At 72.0% G+C, this 18,480-nt stretch carries 18 protein-coding genes; 7 read left to right on the top strand and 11 right to left on the bottom strand.

Translation table 11 applies throughout. The features are described 5' to 3' along the window. Together dusB and DAA34_RS07930 are read right to left on the bottom strand one after the other, a co-directional pair. Positions 1-1,227, bottom strand: a complete 1,227-nt coding sequence (gene dusB / locus DAA34_RS07935; RefSeq protein ID WP_106818365.1) for a tRNA dihydrouridine synthase DusB — start codon at positions 1,225-1,227, stop codon at positions 1-3. Further along, entirely contained in the window at positions 1,227-2,633 is a 1,407-nt protein-coding gene (locus tag DAA34_RS07930) for a glycine--tRNA ligase (RefSeq protein WP_106818364.1), read from the bottom strand. Before DAA34_RS07930 ends, dusB begins: the two co-directional genes overlap by 1 nt. Before the next feature lie 39 nt (positions 2,634-2,672). On the opposite strand from DAA34_RS07930, the gene DAA34_RS07925 reads away from it, so the two are divergent. From DAA34_RS07925 to DAA34_RS07905, 5 genes are read left to right on the top strand one after another with little or no spacing between them, the layout of a single operon-like run. Then, positions 2,673-3,005, top strand: coding sequence for a hypothetical protein (locus DAA34_RS07925; RefSeq protein ID WP_158707678.1), 333 nt, complete (start codon positions 2,673-2,675; stop codon positions 3,003-3,005). Positions 3,006-3,057: 52 nt separating this feature from the next. Beyond that, a complete protein-coding gene (locus DAA34_RS07920; RefSeq protein ID WP_106819970.1) occupies positions 3,058-3,987 on the top strand; it encodes a metal ABC transporter substrate-binding protein in 930 nt (309 codons plus the stop codon). Beyond that, positions 3,984-4,694: a metal ABC transporter ATP-binding protein gene (locus DAA34_RS07915; protein ID WP_106818362.1), complete on the top strand. Its 711-nt coding sequence runs from the start codon at positions 3,984-3,986 to the stop codon at positions 4,692-4,694. Before DAA34_RS07920 ends, DAA34_RS07915 begins: the two co-directional genes overlap by 4 nt. After that, positions 4,691-5,665, top strand: a complete 975-nt coding sequence (locus DAA34_RS07910) for a metal ABC transporter permease (protein WP_106818361.1) — start codon at positions 4,691-4,693, stop codon at positions 5,663-5,665. Before DAA34_RS07915 ends, DAA34_RS07910 begins: the two co-directional genes overlap by 4 nt. A gap of 20 nt (positions 5,666-5,685) precedes the next feature. Further along, positions 5,686-6,084: a Fur family transcriptional regulator gene (locus DAA34_RS07905; protein WP_106818360.1), complete on the top strand. Its 399-nt coding sequence runs from the start codon at positions 5,686-5,688 to the stop codon at positions 6,082-6,084. A 7-nt stretch (positions 6,085-6,091) separates the two neighbouring features. On the opposite strand, the gene DAA34_RS07900 is transcribed toward DAA34_RS07905, so the two are convergent. Then, positions 6,092-6,877: an isoprenyl transferase gene (locus DAA34_RS07900; RefSeq protein ID WP_106818359.1), complete on the bottom strand. Its 786-nt coding sequence runs from the start codon at positions 6,875-6,877 to the stop codon at positions 6,092-6,094. Continuing rightward, entirely contained in the window at positions 6,874-7,644 is a 771-nt protein-coding gene (gene recO, locus DAA34_RS07895; protein WP_106818358.1) for a DNA repair protein RecO, read from the bottom strand. The genes DAA34_RS07900 and recO overlap by 4 nt, the downstream gene beginning before the upstream one ends. A 90-nt stretch (positions 7,645-7,734) precedes the next feature. Here recO and DAA34_RS07890 point away from each other — a divergent pair, with 90 nt between their 5' ends. Further along, positions 7,735-8,361, top strand: coding sequence for an alpha-ketoglutarate-dependent dioxygenase AlkB (locus DAA34_RS07890; RefSeq protein ID WP_106818357.1), 627 nt, complete (start codon positions 7,735-7,737; stop codon positions 8,359-8,361). A gap of 8 nt (positions 8,362-8,369) precedes the next feature. Here the strand turns inward: DAA34_RS07890 and DAA34_RS07885 are convergent, their stop codons facing one another. Together DAA34_RS07885 and DAA34_RS07880 are read right to left on the bottom strand one after the other, a co-directional pair. Beyond that, positions 8,370-9,125, bottom strand: a complete 756-nt coding sequence (locus DAA34_RS07885) for a TIGR03943 family putative permease subunit (protein WP_158707677.1) — start codon at positions 9,123-9,125, stop codon at positions 8,370-8,372. Continuing rightward, positions 9,122-10,135, bottom strand: coding sequence for a permease (locus DAA34_RS07880; protein ID WP_106818355.1), 1,014 nt, complete (start codon positions 10,133-10,135; stop codon positions 9,122-9,124). Before DAA34_RS07880 ends, DAA34_RS07885 begins: the two co-directional genes overlap by 4 nt. 40 nt (positions 10,136-10,175) lie before the next feature. Between DAA34_RS07880 and thiD the strand changes: the two genes are divergently transcribed. Further along, a complete protein-coding gene (gene thiD, locus DAA34_RS07875) occupies positions 10,176-11,015 on the top strand; it encodes a bifunctional hydroxymethylpyrimidine kinase/phosphomethylpyrimidine kinase (protein ID WP_234354166.1) in 840 nt (279 codons plus the stop codon). Positions 11,016-11,157: 142 nt separating this feature from the next. On the opposite strand, the gene leuA is transcribed toward thiD, so the two are convergent. The 5 genes from leuA to DAA34_RS07850 form a co-directional block, all read right to left on the bottom strand. Continuing rightward, positions 11,158-12,891: a 2-isopropylmalate synthase gene (leuA, locus tag DAA34_RS07870; RefSeq protein WP_106818354.1), complete on the bottom strand. Its 1,734-nt coding sequence runs from the start codon at positions 12,889-12,891 to the stop codon at positions 11,158-11,160. A 162-nt stretch (positions 12,892-13,053) separates the two neighbouring features. Next, positions 13,054-13,845, bottom strand: coding sequence for a hypothetical protein (locus DAA34_RS07865; protein ID WP_158707676.1), 792 nt, complete (start codon positions 13,843-13,845; stop codon positions 13,054-13,056). 33 nt (positions 13,846-13,878) lie between these two features. After that, positions 13,879-15,576, bottom strand: coding sequence for a hypothetical protein (locus tag DAA34_RS07860; RefSeq protein WP_158707675.1), 1,698 nt, complete (start codon positions 15,574-15,576; stop codon positions 13,879-13,881). A 107-nt stretch (positions 15,577-15,683) separates the two neighbouring features. Beyond that, the gene (locus tag DAA34_RS07855; RefSeq protein ID WP_106818351.1) at positions 15,684-16,715 is read right to left on the bottom strand and encodes an aspartate-semialdehyde dehydrogenase; all 1,032 of its coding nucleotides are present in this window, start codon (positions 16,713-16,715) and stop codon (positions 15,684-15,686) included. A 10-nt stretch (positions 16,716-16,725) separates the two neighbouring features. Beyond that, the gene (locus DAA34_RS07850) at positions 16,726-18,465 is read right to left on the bottom strand and encodes a BCCT family transporter (protein WP_199847442.1); all 1,740 of its coding nucleotides are present in this window, start codon (positions 18,463-18,465) and stop codon (positions 16,726-16,728) included. Between the last annotated feature and the right edge of the window lie 15 nt (positions 18,466-18,480).

Genomic DNA, 18,480 nt, shown 5'->3' with positions numbered 1-18,480 from the left:
TCAGCCCCCGGAGACGGACAGCTCGGCCTGGGCGACCGTCGCGCGCTGCGTCTCGTCGAGCTCGCGGCTGGCCAGCCAGTTCTCCGGCAGGGCGACGGTCCGCGGGGACCCGGCGCGCCCGCGCGGCCCTTCGGCGGGCTCGCCGGGCCAGGGGATGTCCGGGTCCGTCGTCGCGATGAGCTCGTCGAGCGCGGCGAGCGAGTCGACGAGCGCGAGCCGGTTGCGCACCTCCGACCCGGCGGGGAACCCCTTGAGGTACCACGCGATGTGCTTGCGGATGTCCCGGCAGGCGCGCAGCTCGTCCCCGTCGTAGAACTCGGTGAGGTACTCGGCGTGCCGGCGCAGGGTGTCGGTGACCTCCCCGAGCGTCGGGCGCACCCGGGCCGTCGTCCCGGCGAAGGCCGCCGCGAGGTCGGTGAAGAGCCACGGGCGCCCAAGGCACCCCCGGCCGACGACGACCCCGTCGCACCCGGTCTCCGCGACCATCCGCAGCGCGTCCTCGGCCGACCAGATGTCCCCGTTGCCGAGGACGGGGACGCTCGTGACGGCCTCCTTGAGCTGGCGGATCGCCAACCAGTCGGCCTGGCCCGAGTAGGACTGCGCGGCCGTGCGGCCGTGGAGCGCGACGGCCGCGACGCCCTCCTCCACGGCGGCCTGGGCGGCGTCGAGGAACGTGAGGTGCTCGTCGTCGATGCCCTTGCGCATCTTCACCGTGACCGGCACGTCACGCCGGGCGGCCTCCGTCACGGCAGCACCGACGATCGCGCGGAACAGGTCACGCTTCCACGGCAGGGCCGACCCGCCGCCCTTGCGGGTCACCTTCGGGACCGGGCAGCCGAAGTTGAGATCGATGTGGTCGGCGCGGTCCTCGGTGACGAGCATCCGCACCGCCGCGGCGGTCGTCGCCGGGTCCACGCTGTACAGCTGCACGCTGCGCGGGTGCTCGTCGCCGTCGTGCTCGATGAGCCGCATCGTCTCGGGGCTGCGCTCGACGAGCGCCCGGGAGGTCACCATCTCGCTCACGTACAGGCTGCTCGCCCCGCCGGCGCCCCCCGCGGCGAGGCCGTCGTTCCCGTACTGCCGGCACAGCCGGCGGAACGCGCGGTTGGTGATCCCCGCCATCGGCGCGAGCACGACCGGCGACCCGATCTCGTGCCTGCCGATCCGTAGGGGTGGCAGGAGCGGCGCAGGAGCGGATCCGCCGTCCCGCTCGGCGACGATCGTCATCAGCAGCCGACGAGCCGCTGAGCGAGCCACCCCTCGACCTGGTCGAGGGCGATCCGCTCCTGGGTCATCGTGTCGCGCTCGCGGATCGTCACCGCGTGGTCCTCGAGGGTGTCGAAGTCGACGGTGATGCAGTACGGCGTGCCGATCTCGTCCTGCCGGCGGTACCGCTTGCCGATCGCCTGGGCGTCGTCGAAGTCGACGTTCCAGCTCTTGCGCAGCTGGGCGGCCAGCTCGCGGGCCTTCGGCGAGAGGTCGGCGTTGCGCGACAGCGGCAGGACCGCTGCCTTGACCGGCGCGAGCCGGTGGTCCAGGCGCAGCACCGTGCGGGTGTCGACCCCGCCCTTGGCGTTCGGGGCCTCGTCCTCGGCATAGGCGTCGATGAGGAACGTCATGAGCGAGCGGGACAGCCCGGCCGCAGGCTCGATGACGTAGGGGGTGTACTTCTCCCCCGTCGTCTGGTCGAAGTACACGAGGTCCGTGCCCGAGTGCTTCGAGTGGGTCGAGAGGTCGAAGTCGGTGCGGTTCGCGATGCCCTCGAGCTCGCCCCACTCGCTGCTGGCGAAGTTGAAGCGGTACTCGATGTCCACGGTGCGCTTGGAGTAGTGCGACAGCTTCTCCTTCGCGTGCTCGTAGTGGCGAAGGTTGTCCGGGTCGATGCCGAGGTCGGTGTACCAGCGGGTGCGCTCGTCGATCCAGTACTGGTGCCACTCCTCGTCCTCGCCGGGCTTGACGAAGAACTCCATCTCCATCTGCTCGAACTCCCGGGTCCGGAAGATGAAGTTCCCCGGGGTGATCTCGTTGCGGAAGCTCTTGCCCGTCTGCGCGATGCCGAACGGTGGCTTGCGGCGCGAGGTGCCCAGGACGTTGAGGAAGTTGAGGAAGATGCCCTGGGCCGTCTCCGGGCGGAGGTAGTGCAGCCCGCTCTCGTCCTCGATGACCCCGAGGTAGGTCTTGAGCATCATCTGGAAGTCGCGCGGCTCGGTCCACCGGCCCTTGGTCCCGCAGTCGGGGCAGACGATCTCCTCCATCGGGACGGAGTCGGGGTCGATCTCTCGACCCTTCTTCGCTGCCTTCTCGGCGTACGCTTCCTGCAGGTGGTCCTGACGGCGCCGCCGGTGGCAGTGCAGGCACTCGACGAGCGGGTCGGTGAACGTGCCGACGTGGCCCGAGGCGACCCAGGTCTCGCGCGGAAGGATGATCGAGGAGTCGAGGCCGACGACGTCGTCACGGCCGTGCACCATCGACTTCCACCACTGCCGCTTGATGTTCTCCTTGAGCTCGACGCCGAGGGGCCCGTAGTCCCACGCGGAGCGGGTGCCGCCGTAGATCTCTCCGCAGGGGTACACGAACCCCCGTCGCTTGCAGAGGCTGACGACGGTGTCCACGGTGGAGGTCTGCTTGGCCATGCGGGCAAGGCTAACCGCCGCGGCTAGCCTTGCCGGATGATGTCCGAGCCCCACGACGCGCCTGCCCCCGTCGACCCCGACGCGCCGTGCCCGCACGGCGGCCCGAGCTCCTTCGAACGGGCCAGCGGCCCGCTGGCGCGCGCGCTCACGAGCATCCACCCGCTCGTCCTCATGGCGATCGTCGTCGCGCTCGTCCTCGCCGGCTCCTTCCTCCCGCCCCCCGGGTGGCTGCTCATCGTCCCGGTCATCGTCGTCCTCGCCTGGGTGCTGGCCCTCGGGTGGAGTCGGCGGTCACCGTCCGAGCGCCTGATGCAGGTGTCGGTGATCTTCCTCCTCGTCGCGATCTGCGCCGTCCGGGCCGTGCCGCGCTGAAGGCCACCACCTGCTTTTGACAATCACTCTCATTTTTATGAGGGTGGTCGTCATGCGCCTCCGACCCGTTCTCGCGACCGCCGCCGCCCTCTGCCTCACCGCTACGCCGCTCACCGCGTGCGGCAGCGACGACGGAACCACGTCCGCCGACGGCACGCCCAAGGTGAGCGTGATGGCCTCCTTCTACCCGCTACAGCACGCGGTGGAGCAGGTCGGTGGCGACCACGTCGCGGTGACCAACCTGACGAAGCCGGGCGCCGAGCCTCATGACCTCGAGCTCTCCCCCAGGGACACCGTCGCCGTGGCGAAGGCGGACCTCGTCGTCTACCAGAGTGGTTTCCAGCCGGCGGTCGACGACGCGGCGAAGCAGGCGCGCGACACGGCGTTCGACGTCACCCCTGCAGCCCACCTCGACCTCGCGGCCACCGAGGACGGTCACGACCACGAGCACGGCGAGGAGGGCGGCAAGGACCCGCACTTCTGGCTCGACCCGATGAAGTACGCGGACGTCGTCGACGCGGTCGCGACCCGGCTCGCCGAGGTCGACCCCGAGCACGCGGACGACTACCGCGCCAACGCCACGCGCTACCGCAAGGAGCTCACCACCCTCGACAGGGAGTTCGAGGACGGCCTGAGGACCTGTCGGAGCAAGGAGCTCGTCACGGGTCACGCCGCGTTCGGCTACCTCGCCGATGCCTACGGGCTCGAGCAGGAGTCGATCACCCTCGACCCGGAGGCCGAGCCGAGCGCCAAGGACATGGCGGAGGTCGTCGAGCACGTCAAGGAGCACGGGGTGAAAACGGTCTACGCCGAGACCCTCGTCCCGAGGAAGACGGCCGAGACGATCGCGGCGGAGACCGGCGCGACGGTCGCGGTCCTCGACCCGCTCGAGGGGCTGACGGACGAGTCGGCCGGCGACGACTACGTTTCGGTCATGCGCTCCAACCTCAAGACCCTCGTGAAGGGGCAGTCCTGCTCGTGACCGCAGCCCCAGCGGGTGAACCGGTCCTCGTCCTGCGTGAGGCCTCCTTCGGCTACCGCGACCGGACGACCCTGCGCGACGTCGACCTCGCCGTGCCCCGCGGCGAGGTCCTCGTCGTCACGGGGCCCAACGGCTCGGGCAAGTCGACCCTCGTCAAGGGGATCCTCGGCCTCGCCGACCAGACCGGCGGGGTGTGCGAGATCCTCGGCGCCCCGCGCCGGTCGTTCACCGAGCACCACCGGGTGGGGTACGTCCCGCAGCGGCAGAGCGTCGCGACCGCGATCCCCTCGACCGTCCGGGAGGTCGTCGCGACCGGACGCCTCGCGCGGACCCCGTGGTGGGCGCCGTGGCGCCCGTTCACCGCGGGCGAGCGCACCGCGGTGACCGAGGCGATCCGAGTCGTCGGCCTCGGCGACCGGGCCGACGCCCAGGTGGGACAGCTGTCCGGGGGTCAGCAGCGCCGCGTCCTCATCGCGCGCGCCCTCGCCTGCGAGCCCGAGCTCTTCCTTCTCGACGAACCGACCGCCGGGGTGGACACCGCGAACCAGGCGGTCCTCGTCGCGGTCCTCGCCCGTCTCGTCGAGCGGGGCGCCACCCTTGTCGTCGTGACCCACGAGCTCGCGGCCTTCACGGACCTGACGACCCGGGTCGTCGAGGTCGAGGCCGGCCGGATCGTCGGCGACCACCGTCTCCGGGAGGTCCGATGATCGACGTCATCGATCTGCTCGCCCTCGACTTCGTCCGCAACTCCCTCATCGCCGCCCTGCTCGTGGGGATCACGGCGCCGCTGGTCGGGATCTTCCTCGTCCAGCGCTCGATGTCGCTCATCGGTGACGGCATGGGCCACGTGGCCCTCGCGGGCGTCGGGATCGGCGTTCTCACACGGACCTCCCCCGTGTGGACCGCCCTGCTGGCCACCGTCGTGGCCGCCGTCATCATCGAGCTGCTGCGTCGGACGGGCCGCACCGGGGGCGACCTGGCCCTCGCGGTGATGTTCTACGGGGGCATCGCCGCCGGCGTCGTCATCCTCGCCAAGGCGCCGGGCGGCGGATCAGCGAGCCTCGCGTCGTACCTCTTCGGGGCGATCAACACGGTGACGCACGCCGACCTCACGGCCTTCGCGTGGCTCGCGGCCCTCGTCGTGCTCACCGTCGTCGTCATGCGCAGCCGGTTCTTCGCCGTCGCGCAGGACGAGGAGTACGCCCGCGCCACCGGCATGCCGGTGCTCGCGACGAACGTCCTGCTCACCGTGCTCGTCGCCGTCACCGTCGTCCTGTCGATGCGGGTTATCGGGTTGCTGCTCATCAGCGCCCTGATGATCCTGCCGAACGCGACGGGGCAGGTGCTCGGGCGGTCGTTCCGCTCCACCCTCGGGATCGCCGTCGCGACCGGGCTCCTCACGAGCGTCGGCGGCGTCATCGTCTCCTTCCATGCCGACACCCCCTCCGGCGGCACGATCGTGCTCCTGGCGGTGGGGGTCTTCCTCGTCGCTGCGCTGGCCTCCGCCGTCCACGGGGCGGTTCGCCGGCACCACCGTGCGGAGGAGCACCACCACGAGCACTGGGACGAGTGCGGTCACGAGGCGGTGCTCCACGACGACCACGTCGACTACCTCCACGACGGGCACCGGCACGCCGCCCACGGGGCGCACTGGGACGAGCACGGCCATCACGGCTGATCTGGGATGATGACGCGATCATGAGCCAGCAGCACCGCCGGACGACCCGCCAGCGCACCGCCGTGGCCGATCTCCTGCGCTCGAGCATGGAGTTCCGTTCGGCCCAGGACATCCACGCAGCGCTGCGGGACGCGGGCGACAAGGTCGGCCTCGCGACCGTCTACCGCACCCTGCAGGGGATGGCGCAGGACGGCGCGGTGGACGTGCTGCGCACCGACGAGGGCGAGGCGCTGTACCGCCGCTGCAGCGACGGCCACCACCACCACCTGCTGTGCCGGGAGTGCGGGACCGCGGTGGAGATCGAGGCCGCCGAGGTCGAGGCGTGGACCGAGCGGGTCTCCCGCCAGCACGGTTTCAGCGACGTCGACCACACCGTCGAGATCATCGGCATCTGCGAGGCCTGCGCCGACGCCGGATGACCCGGGCTCAGGAGGTCTCGGCGACCGCGTCGACCGCACCGCCGTAGCGGCGCTCGCGCCGGGCGTAGGTCTCGACCGCCTCCCACAGGTCCCGGCGGTCGTAGTCGGGCCACAACCGGTCCTGGAAGACGAGCTCGGCGTAGGCCGCCTGCCACATGAGGAAGTTGCTCGTGCGCTGCTCGCCCGAGCTGCGGACGAAGAGGTCGACGTCCGGCATGTCGGGCGCCGAGAGGTACCGGCGCACGGTGGCCTCGGTGATCCCCGAGCCCTTGAGCCGGCCCTCCCGGGCGTCGTTGGCCACGGCCCGCATCGCATCGACGATGTCCGCGCGCCCGCCGTGGTTGACGCAGAACCACAGGGTCAGCCCCGTGTTGTCCTGCGTCATCCGCTCGGCGGTCTCGAGCTCCTTGACGACCGAGGGCCACAGGCGGGGACGGCGCCCGACCCAGCGCATCCGCACCCCCCACTCGTCGAGCTGGGCCCGACGGCGGCGCATCACCTCGCGGTTGAAGCCCATGAGGAAGCGCACCTCCTCCGGCGAGCGGCGCCAGTTCTCCGTGGAGAAGGCGTAGACCGACAGGTGCTCGATGCCGAGCTCGATCGCACCGGCGACGACGTCGAGCAGCGCGCCCTCCCCCGCCTCGTGCCCCTTCGTCCGGGGCAGCCCCCGCTGGTTGGCCCACCGCCCGTTGCCGTCCATGACGACGGCGACATGCCGGGGCAGCGCCTCCATCGGCAGCGGCGGCGGGGTCGCACCCGACGGGTGCGGGAACGGGCGGATATGGGCGCTCACGCGGGCAGACCTCCGGTCTGGACGGTCGGGCGGACGACGGTCGAACGGTCGACGAGGCGCAGCGACCGGACGCCGCGCTCGAGGTGCCACTGAAGGTACGCCGCGACGATGCCTGCCCCCTCGCGGCGGTGACGCTGCTCGCTCGCGTCGGCGACGTCCCAGTCGCCGGCGAGCAGGGCGGCGAGCAAGGCCAGGGTCTCGGGGGCAGGAGCGCTCGAGCCAGGTGGCCGGCACGCCGGGCAGACGACACCGCCCGAGGGCACGTGGAACCCGCGGTGCGGCCCGGGCTGGCCGCACCGGGCGCAGTCGTGGAAGCTCGCGGCCCACCCGGCGACGGCGAGCGCCCGGACGAGATAGGCGTCGAGGACGAGCGCGGGGTCGTGGGCCTGCGCCGCGAGCGAGCGGAGCGCGCCGCACAGCAGGTGGTACTGCTGCACGGCGGTCTCGCGCTCCTCGGTCAGCCGGTCGGCCGTCTCGAGAACGGCGCACGCGCTCGTCCAGCTCTCGTACCGGCGCGCCAGCTGGTCGCCCCACGGCGCGAGCGTCTCGGCCTGCGTCACGGAATCGAGCGAGCGCCCCTCGTAGCACTGGAGGTCGACATGCATGGCGGGCTCGAGGCGGGCGCCGAACCGGCTCTTCGTCCGACGGACCCCCTTGGCCGCGACCCGGACCTTGCCGCGCTCGCGCGTGAGCAGCGTGATGATCCGGTCGGCCTCACCCAGCTTCTGGGTGCGAAGGACCACGCCTTGGTCACGGTAGAGGGGCACAGGACATTGTCACCCGACGCCGTGCGCCGGCCCTGACGACCCGCCGCGCAGGAATCGAACGCACGTTCGATGATGCGGTAGGGTGAGGGCGTGAGCGCTCTCCTGCAGACCTCGTTGTGGGACGCCGACGAGCCACTCCTCGGCAATCTCACAGGCATCCGCCGCACGGATCTCGGACGGGGTGCCTGGGTCGACCACCGGCCGGGGTGGCTCGACGGTGCCGCGGTCCTCCTCGACCGCCTGATCGAGGCGGTCCCCTGGCAGGAGCAGGAGCGGGAGATGTACGGGACGGTCGTGACCGTCCCCCGCCTGGTGCGCTTCTACGGCCGCTCCGACCCGCTCCCCGACCCTGTCGTCGAACAGGCGCGCGAGACCCTGTCCGAGCACTACGAGGCCGAGCTCGGAGAGCGGTTCGTCACCTCCGGGTTCTGCCTGTACCGCGACGGGGCCGACTCGGTCGCGTGGCACGGCGACCGCATCGGGCGCTCGCGCACCGACGACACCATGATCGCCATCCTCTCCTTGGGCAGCCCGCGCACGCTCGCGCTGCGGCAGCGCGGCGGCGGACCGACGGTTGCCCGGTTCGACCTCGGCCACGGCGACCTCGCCGTCATGGGCGGGTCGTGCCAGCGAACCTTCGAGCACGCCGTGCCGAAGACGCGCAGCCCGGTGGGGCCGCGGATCTCCATCCAGTTCCGGGTCGCCGGCGTGCTCTGAGGCGAGGCTCAGAGGTCGTACGGGTTGGTGGGGACCGAGACCCGTGTCAGCTGTTCCACCTTCAGGTGCGCGAGCCGGGGTGCGTTCCCCTGCTGCTCCGGGGCCGGCAGGGGCGTCCCCTCGAGCGCGACCCAGGTGTCGGCCGGCACGGACTGCGCGCCGTCGGGGACGACCTTGATGGCGGCGGCGTCGGCGGCGCAGCACGACATCGCCATCCGGGTGAGCACCCAGCCCCCGTCCCGGCCGGGGCTCGCGAACCCGACGAGCCGGACGCGTCGGCCCTCGAGGGAGCCGCTGTCGTCGTAGAGGACGCGCTGGGAGTAGTCGGTGAGGGTCAGCTCGACCGGGTCGCCGGACGGCAGCGGCGCGAACGCCGAGGACGTCTTGCGCACCTCTCCCCCGCTGCGGCCGGCCGAGTACGCCCCCAGCGGCGGCGGGACGACGAACCCGATGAGCAGGAACGGCACGAGCATGAGCCAGCCGACCCGGGAGACGTGGTCATGGGCATGCCCCTCCTCGGCGTCGACGGTCTCCCCGCCGAGCCCGTGGTGCCCGTCCGCGGTCCGGTCGTCTGAGGGTGCTGGGGCGCTGAGCGCCTCGCCAAGGATGCCGTGGACGGCCATGAGGAGGAGGACCGCCCCGGCAGCGACGAGGTACCACGTGAGCCCGGGCTTGACGAAACGGACCGCGAGGCCGGTGACGGCCGCCGTCACGGCGACCGAGCCGACGGCGGCGAGGATGCTCGATTCGATGATCCGGTTCACAGCAGCACCGTTCCGACGATCGAGGCGACGACGATCGCGACGCCGAGGGTGAGGGGGGCGAATACGACCGCAAAGCGACGCCCGAACGTGCCGACCTGCATGGAGAACAGCTTGACGTCGACGGCCGGGCCGACGCACATGAACACCAGCTGCGCGGTGGCCGGGAAGGCGTTGAGGCTCGCGGCGACGAACGCGTCTGCCTCGGAGCACACGGCGACGACGACGGCGAAGACCGCGAGGACGAGGACCGCGACGACGAGTTTCGAGCCGAGAGCGGTGAGCCAGGACGTCGGGAGGGCGACGTTGACCGTTGCCGCGATCGCGGCCCCGAGCACGAGGTAGCCCCCGGCATGGAGGAAGTCGTGGCGCGCGGCGGCGACGAGCTGCGCCAGTCGCGACCCGCCGTGCACGTGCCGTCGCGGCATGCGGATGAGGTCGTCCCTCCCCAGCCTGAGCCAGATCCAACCGACGATGACGGAGATGAGGAGGCTCGCGACGAACCGGGCGAGGACGACCCGGAGGTCGCCGTTGAACGCGACCGCCGTCGACACGAGGACGATCGGGTTGATGGCCGGCGCGGCAAGGAGGAAGGCGAAGGCGACGGCCGGCTTGAGGCCCCGGTCGACGAGGGAGCCGGCGATGGGGACGGAGGCGCACTCGCACCCGGGGAGCACGACGCCGGCGAGACCGGCCACGGGGACGGCCGCCGCCGACCGCCGAGGCAGCAGCCGGCTGAGGGCGTCGGCCGGGACGAGCACGGCGATCGCCGACGACAGGACCGTCCCGAGGACGAGGAACGGCAGGGCCTGCAAGGACAGGGAGACGAACACGGTGAACCACGCCGCGACGCCCTGCCGGGTGGCGAACAGCTCCTGCCACCAGGGTCGGGTGAACGACAGCGCGAGGATGAGGGCGGCGATGGCGAACGCCGGCGCCAGGCTCGGACGCCCCGCGCCCGGCCGGTGCGGCCCGGGGTCACCGGAGCTACCGACATCGCTGACGCTCGACATGCCCGACACCCTATTGACCGGATCCGTTAGGTTGCGAGAGGTGAGCAGAACCATTCCGCGACGACCGGCCGGGCATCCACCCGTCGTCCTGACGATCGCCGGGAGCGACCCGTCCGGGGGCGCCGGGATCCAGGCCGACCTCAAGACGTTCGCCGCCCTCGACGCGTACGGCTGCGCGGTCCTCACCGCGCTGACGGCGCAGGCGACGACCGGCGTCACCGGGGTGCACGCTGTGCCGGCCGGGTTCGTCCGCGAGCAGGTGGAGACCCTCGTCGCGGACGTCTCGATCGACGCCGTCAAGATCGGCATGCTCGCCAGCGCGGACATCGTGGACGAGGTCCACCGGCTCGTCGTCGACGTGATCGACTGCCCGGTCGTCCTCGATCCGGTGATGATCTCGACCGCGGGGTCCCGCCTCCTCGACGCCGACGCCATCTCCTCGATGACCCGCCTCGCGCCCGCGTGCGATCTCATCACCCCCAACCTCCACGAGACCGCCGTGCTGCTCGGGGCGGACGTCGCGCGGGACGTCGACGAGCAGCGCGAGCAGGCCGCCGCCCTCGTCGCCGCGGGGATCCCCCGCGCCCTGGTCAAGGGCGGCCACGGCGACGGGCCAGAGGCGATCGACGTCCTCGTCGGACCCGAGGGGGAACAGCTCCTGCGCGGACCGCGGATCGCGACCCGGAACTCCCACGGCACCGGCTGCACCCTCTCGAGCGCCATCGCGGCCCTGCGGCCGGTCAGCCGGTCCTGGGCGGAGGCCGTCTCCGGGGCGAAGGACTACCTGACGACCGCGTTGTCCCACGCAGACGAGCTCGCCATCGGACGAGGTCCCGGGCCGGTCCACCACGCGGCCGCCGCCCGCCGGCACCCCGCCTGAGGACCCGCTGCCTGCGACCCGAGTACCCGGTGCACCGGACCTGAGTACCGATGCTCAGGTGCCGGGTGAGGTGCGGGTGCCACGATGGCGATACGAGCGGGTGCCGGTGACGCGAGGGGGTCACCGGCACCCGCTCGTGCGTTCAGTCCCGCTGCGCCCGGTTGACGGCCGACAGGACCGCCCGGAAGGACGCGCGCACGATCGACTCGTGCAACCCCACGCCCCACAGGACCCGGTCGCCGACCGCGCACTCGACGTAGGCTGCCGCCCGCGCGTCCCCACCGGCAGAGAGGGCGTGCTCGCTGTAGTCGAGCACCCGCACGTCGACGCCGACCTGCGAGAGAGCGTCGATGAAGGCGGCGATCGGCCCGTTGCCGGTCCCCTCGACGGTCACCTCCCGGCCCGCGTCGAGGATCGTCGTGACGATGTGGTCGCGCCCCTCGTCACCGCCGGTGAGCACCGACCGGACCGGGTGGAACCGGCCCCATCCCTCGCCGTCGATCTCGTCGTGGAGGTACTCGTCCGCGAAGGTGCGCCACAGCTCGTCGGCGCCCAGCTCGCCGCCCTCGGCGTCGGTCCGCTGCTGGACGACCTTGGAGAACTCGACCTGGAGCCGCCGCGGCAGGTCGAGCCCGTGCTCGCTCTTGAGGAGGTAGGCCACCCCGCCCTTGCCCGACTGGCTGTTGACGCGCACGACCGCCTCGTAGCTGCGGCCGATGTCGTGCGGATCGATCGGCAGGTACGGCACCGCCCAGGGGATGTCGTCGGTCGAGGCGACACCGGCGCCCTTCGCGTCGCGCTCCATCCACTCGAAGCCCTTCTTGATCGCGTCCTGGTGGGAGCCGGAGAACGCGGTGTAGACGAGCTCGCCGCCCCACGGGTGACGCGGGTGGACCGGCAGCTGCGTGCAGTGCTCGACCGTGCGGCGCACCTCGTCCATGTCGGACAGGTCGACCTGGGGGTCGATGCCCTGGCTGAAGAGGTTCATCGCGAGCGTGACCAGGCAGACGTTGCCCGTGCGCTCGCCGTTGCCGAACAGGCAGCCCTCGATGCGGTCGGCCCCGGCGAGGTAGCCGAGCTCGGCCGCCGCGACGCCCTCCCCCCGGTCGTTGTGCGGGTGGAGGGAGACGACGAGGCTGTCGCGCCGGTCGAGGTGGCGGATCATCCACTCGATGGAGTCGGCATAGACGTTCGGCGTGGCCATCTCGACCGTCGCCGGGAGGTTGACGATCATCTTGTGCTCCGGCGTCGGGTCGATGACCTCGATGACCGCGTTGCACACCTCGACCGCGAACTCCAGCTCGGTCCCGGTGTAGGACTCGGGGCTGTACTCGTAGAAGACGGTCGTGTCGGGGATCGTCTCCTCGAGCTTCCGGCACAGCCGCGCCCCCTGGAGGGCGATGTCGATGATTCCCTCCTTCTCCAGACCGAAGACGACGCGGCGCTGCAGGACGGAGGTCGAGTTGTAGAAGTGGACGATCGCGGTGCGAGCCCCGGCGATGGCGTCGAAGGTCCGCTCGACGAGGTGGTCGCGGCACTGGGTGAGGACCTGGATCGTCACGTCGTCGGGGATGTGCCCGTCCTCGATGAGCATCCGGCAGAAGTCGTAGTCGGTCTGGCTCGCCGAGGGGAAGCCGACCTCGATCTCCTTGTAGCCCATCTTCACGAGCAGCTGGAACATCCGCAGCTTGCGCGCGGGATCCATCGGGTCGATGAGGGCCTGGTTGCCGTCGCGCAGGTCGACGGCGCACCAGCGGGGTGCCGTGGTGGCGACGCGGTCGGGCCACGTGCGGTCGGGCAGCTCGACGCGGATCTGCTGGTCGAACGGGACGTACTTGTGCACCGGCATGGTGCTCGGCTGCTGGGGGTGGATCATCGGTCTTCCTTCGGGTCGCGGGCTCGGTCCCGGCCGGGCACGGCGCGCTCCGCGACGAGGGGGCCGGGGTCAGGCCTCGTCGCGGCGGCGAAGGAGGAGGGTCCGCGGGGCGTCACCCGGGATCGACGTCACGGGTCCACGGTAACCGACGGAGTCGGCCGGTCAGCCGGTCGTCCAGTCGCCGTCACCCCGGTCGTCGACGTCGGCCCGCTCGAAGCGGCTCCGCCGACGCGCGGAGCGGGTGTCGTGGCGGTCCTCGTCGTCGAGGCGGTCGTCCGACCCGGTCCGCCGGCGTCGGCCGCGGGTGTCCACGTCCTCCCGTGCGTCCCAGTCGTCCCCGTCGTCCGGGTCGTCATCCACCGGCCGGTCGACGGTCAGGTCGAGGTCGTCGTCACGCCGCCGGCCGAAGACCCCGCGCACCCCGTCACGGCGTCCCTCCCGGCGCGGCTCGGGCGCGGGGGCGACGTACGCGGACGAGCGGCTCGGCAGCTCCTCGTCGTGGGGCGCCGGGTCGTCCGGCAGCGCGTCGCGCCGCCGCTCGACCTGCACGTCGCTCTCGTCGTCCCAGACGTCGTCCCTGACCCGGCGGGGACGGACCGGCTCGTCGTGGGGGTCGTCCTCGGGCACATCGGGCGCCGACTCCCGGAACTCCGAGCGGGACGTGAAGCCGTGCAGCAGGGCACTTGCGATCGGGAGGGCCAGGCCGAGACCCAGCAGGGTCCAGAACCGGATGCGGTGCACGTCGACCGCGTCGTTGCAGACGTTGCGCTCGAACTCGCCGGACGGCGGTGCCCACACGCTCCCGCAGCGGATGTACCCGGTCTGCGTCTGCAGCATCCACGGCACGAACAGGTAGTAGGCCGCCGCCGCGAGGGGCACGAGCGAGAGCAGGAGCACGATCTTCAACGGGGGCGTCAGCGAGTACCGACGCCGCTCCTCGAGCTGAGCAGACATGACCGCGAGGTTACGGCACGGACGCGGCGGCACTCAGCGTGCAGGTGGGACGACGAAGACGACGAATCGACCGCCGTCCGGCCCGTCGAGCACGCACACGGGTCGCGCACCCTCGGGCGGCGGCACCTCGTCCTGGCCACCCTCGGTCCCCACGAAGACCTCGGGGCTGCCCTCCGGGGCGCTGACGAGCTTGCGGAAGTCGGTGTCCTCCGGCGCCTCCCACACGGCACCGAGGTGGACGTCGTCCGTCTCGTCGAGGCCGACGGCGATGCCGGGAGCGATCGAGTACGAGGCGCCGAGCGAGTCACCGGTGATGACGACGTGCCGCCGCTCGGACCCGCGCCGGGGCGCGACGGCATCCAGCCCGTCGACGATCATCGGCATGGCCGCGCGCACGCCGTTCCCGGAGCCCCAGGGCACCCGGGGCGCGGAGGTGACGGCGGCCGCGAGGCCGAGGGCGACGAGCACGGCGCCGAGACCGACCAGGCCGCGGGCGGCCACGGGCCGCGGTGCGGGGACCAGACGGGCGACCCGGCGGACGGCGCACAGCCCGACGACGCCCCAGAGGAGGAAGGTGGCGGCCCACGCCTGGAGGAAGTTCCACGTCGCCCCGCCCGCGCCGAGCGGGACGGACGCCACGACGAGCGTGGCCCCCACCCACAGCAGCAGCGCCACGCGCGCGCCGTCCACCTCCGACGGCCGCGGCAGCAGGGTCTGGACGACGTCGTGGACGCGGGCGTTGCCGGCGCATGCGCGAAGCACCGGGCCGGACAGCACGGGACCGACGGCGAGCGCGACGAGCAGCAGCACGAGGGCGCCACCGACGACGACCTGCGGCCACCCGGCGGCGCGGGCGCTGACGTCCGGTGCGAACGCGCCGACGGCTGGGACCCCCTCCATGCCCCCGGGGACAGGCGCCGCGAACCGCGCCATGAGCTTCGCGGCGAGCGGGACGCCGAGCGAGTCGCCCCGCTCGGACCCGAGGTAACGCAGGAGCTGGGTGAGGTTGTTCGGACGGAATCGGACGAGCTCCACGATCGGCGGGAGCCACACGACCGCCGTGAGCCCCACCGCGACCGCCCAGAGCCGCCGGTGCGAGGGCGCACCCACCCGCCGCCATCCGCGCAGCGGCCACACCACACCCCGGGACCGGTACCACCCGAGCAGGCCCACGACGACCACCCCAAGGACGAGCGGCAGGAGCGCGATCCCGTACGAGAGGTGCCCCTGCACGCACAGCGAGGCGACGACGAGGAATCCCGGCACCGATGTCAGTCGGCCGCGCACGACGGACCAGGCGAGCGCGAACAGCGGAAGCACCGCGACGACCGAGGGGTAGGGGTTGAACGGGCGCAGCATGAGACCCCCGCCGACAGCCCACTGCAGCGCAAGGGCGACGAGCGCCATCGTCACCGCGGCGGCGGGGCCGCCGACGCGACGCGCGACGAGCACCGCGGTCGCGACGAGGACCACGGACAGCAGGAGGGTGCCGAGGAGGAGCGCACCCGGCCGGTGCCCGCCGAGCGCGCTCGGCAGGGCGAGCAGGTAGTACAGGGCCGGGCCGGGGTGATGGGTCTCGATCCCCGTCTCGTTGCGGGTCGTCGTCCGCGGACCCATCACGGGCGCATGGCCGGTCGTGACGTCGCGCGCGGACAGCGCCGTCAGTGCGTCGTCATTGACCGGCCACCAACCGGTGCGCAGCGCGTCCAGGAGGTGCCAGGCGGCAGGCATGCAGGCCAGCAGGGCCAGCCCGACCCAGGGCCACCACCACTGGTCGGCGCGGGGCCGTGCCCCATGCAGTCGGACCCCGCGGAATCGACCGAGCCGGCTCGCGCCGGTCAACGGGCCGCGAGACGCTCGGCGATCTGCACGGCGTTCAGCGCCGCGCCCTTGCGGAGGTTGTCGCCGACGACGAACAGGCTGAGGCCCTTGCCCGCCGGGGCGGCCTGGTCGACCCGGACACGGCCGACGAAGACCTCGTCACGACCGGCCGCGTGCAGGGGGTTCGGCACATCGACGACGACGACGCCGGGCGCTCCCCCGAGGATCTCCAGGGCCTGCTCGGGGCTGATTTCGCGGTCGAACTCCGCGTGCACCGCGAGGGAGTGCCCGGTGAACACCGGCACGCGCACGCAGGTGCCGGAGACGGGCAGGCCGGGGATGTGCAGGATCCGGCGCGACTCGTTGCGCAGCTTCTGCTCCTCGTCGGTCTCGAGGCTGCCGTCGTCGACGATCGAGCCGGCGACCGGCACGACGTTGAACGCGATCGGTGCCTCGTAGATCTGCGGCGAGGGCAGGGTCAGGGCCCCGCCGTCCTGCGCGAGGTCCTTCGGGTCGCCGGAGGCGTAACCCGCCCGCAGCTGGCTGTCGAGCTCGGTGAGCCCGGCGCCGCCGGAGCCGGACACCGCCTGGTAGCTCGCCACCCGAAGCCGGGTGAGGCCCGCCGCGTCGTGCAGCGGCTTGAGGACCGGCATCGCCGCCATCGTCGTGCAGTTGGGGTTGGCGACGATGCCCTTGGGGATGCTGTCGAGGTCCTCGGGGTTCACCTCGGCGACGACGAGCGGCACCGCGGGGTCCTTGCGCCACGCACTCGAGTTGTCGATGACGGTCGCACCCGCCGCGGCCACCCGGGGCGCCCACTCGCGCGACGTCGAACCACCGTTGGAGAAGAGCGCGATGTCGATCCCGTCGAAGTCGGCGGTCGAGGTGTCCTCGACGACGACCTCGCGGCCGTCGAACTCCAGCGTCGACCCCGCCGAGCGCGCCGACGCGAAGAAGCGCACGTCGTCGAGGGGGAACGACCGCTGGATGAGGAGGTCGCGCATGACCTGCCCGACCTGACCCGTGGCACCGAAGACTCCGACTCGCATGCCGGACACCCTAGACGGTGGCGCCGGGCCCCGGAGCGGCCGCGTCGTCGGCGTGGTCTCGCTTCTCGACGGACAGGCCGAAGTCGTCACCGTGCTCGCTCACGCCCTCGACGACGGCCCGCTCGACCGCGTCCGCCCCGTAGCGACGACGGATGACGAGTGGGTCGGTCATGAGGTCCTTGCTCAGCGCGACCGCGAGCGCGACCATGACGACGAGGAACGGCAGGGCCGCGACGATGGTGATCTGCTGGAGCCCCGTGAGGGCGTCGGCCCCGCCGACGAGCAGCATGATCACGGCCACCGCACCGGTCGCGGCACCCCAGAACACGACCACCCAGCGCTTGGGCTCGATGTCCCCGCGCTGCGAGAGCGAGCCCATGACCACGGACGCGGCGTCCGCACCGGAGACGAAGAAGATCGCGACGAGGACCATGACGAGGATCGACGTGACCGTCGCCCACGGCATCGTGTCGAGCAGGGCGAAGAGCGAGGCCTCGGCCGAGGCCGCACCCGCGAGGTCGGCCCCGTTCTGCTCCGCCTTGATGCCGGCGCCGCCGAAGATCGCGAACCACACGAGGCTGACGACGGTCGGCACGAGGAGGACGCCGGTGACGAACTCCCGGATGGTCCGGCCGCGGGAGATACGGGCGATGAACATCCCGACGAACGGGGTCCACGAGACCCACCACGCCCAGTAGAAGATCGTCCATCCGGCGAGCCAGTCGGCGGTCGTCTTGTTCTCGACCGCGGTGCGCCCGGACATCATGAAGAGGTCCTGGGCGTACGCCCCGAGCGTCGTCGGCAGGAGGTTGAGGATGAAGATCGTCGGCCCGACGACGAAGACGAAGAGGGCGAGGACGAGCGCGAGCACCATGTTCGTGTTCGACAGCAGCTGGATGCCCTTGGCCACCCCGGAGACGGCCGAGAGGATGAACGCGATCGTCAGGACCACGATGATGCCGACGAGCAGGGCGTTGCCGGTCGTGCCCACCCACCCGACGATCGTCATGCCGGAGGCGATCTGAAGGGCTCCGAGTCCCAGGGACGTCGCCGAGCCGAACAGGGTGGCGAAGATCGCGAGGATGTCGACGACCTTCCCGACCGGGCCGTCGGCCTGGCGTCGCCCGAGGAGCGGCGTGAGCACCGCGCTCACGGTGAGTCGACGCCCGCGGCGGAAGGTGCTGTAGGCGATGGCCAGCCCGAGGACCGCGTAGATCGCCCACGGGTGCAGTCCCCAGTGGAAGAGGGTCGTCGCCATCGCGGTCTCGACGGCCTGGGCCTCACCGCCGCGGGCTCCCGGAGGGGGCGTGACGAAGTGCAGCAGCGGCTCGTACGCGCCGTAGAACATCAGGCCGATCCCCATGCCGGCCGAGAACATCATCGCGACCCACGACGCCATGCGGAACTCGGGAGCCTCGCCGTCGTTCCCCAGCGGGATCGATCCGAACGGCCCGGCGGCCAGCCAGATGACGAAGACGACGAACGATGTCGCGACGAGGGCGAAGAACCACCCGGTGTTCGTCACGACCCAGCCGAGGCCGGCCTTGGAGCTCCCGGCGAGCGAGGCGGTGTCGATCAGACCCCACGCGATGAACGCCACCGACAGGACCGCCGTGACCCCGAAGACCACCGCGTCGAGCGAGCCCGACGCGGGCGCGCGGTGCTCGCCGAGGTCGAGGGCGGGGTGTCGTCTGGGCGTGTCGGGCGGGGAGGGATGGCCCCCCGGCGCGACGGTATCCGTGGTGTTCATGGGCCCCAGCATGTC

This window comes from Janibacter massiliensis (assembly GCF_900289115.1).
Lineage (GTDB): Bacteria > Actinomycetota > Actinomycetes > Actinomycetales > Dermatophilaceae > Janibacter_A > Janibacter_A massiliensis.
Note: the sequence above shows the minus strand (reverse complement) of the source record. Positions and strands in the feature narration are given on the sequence as shown.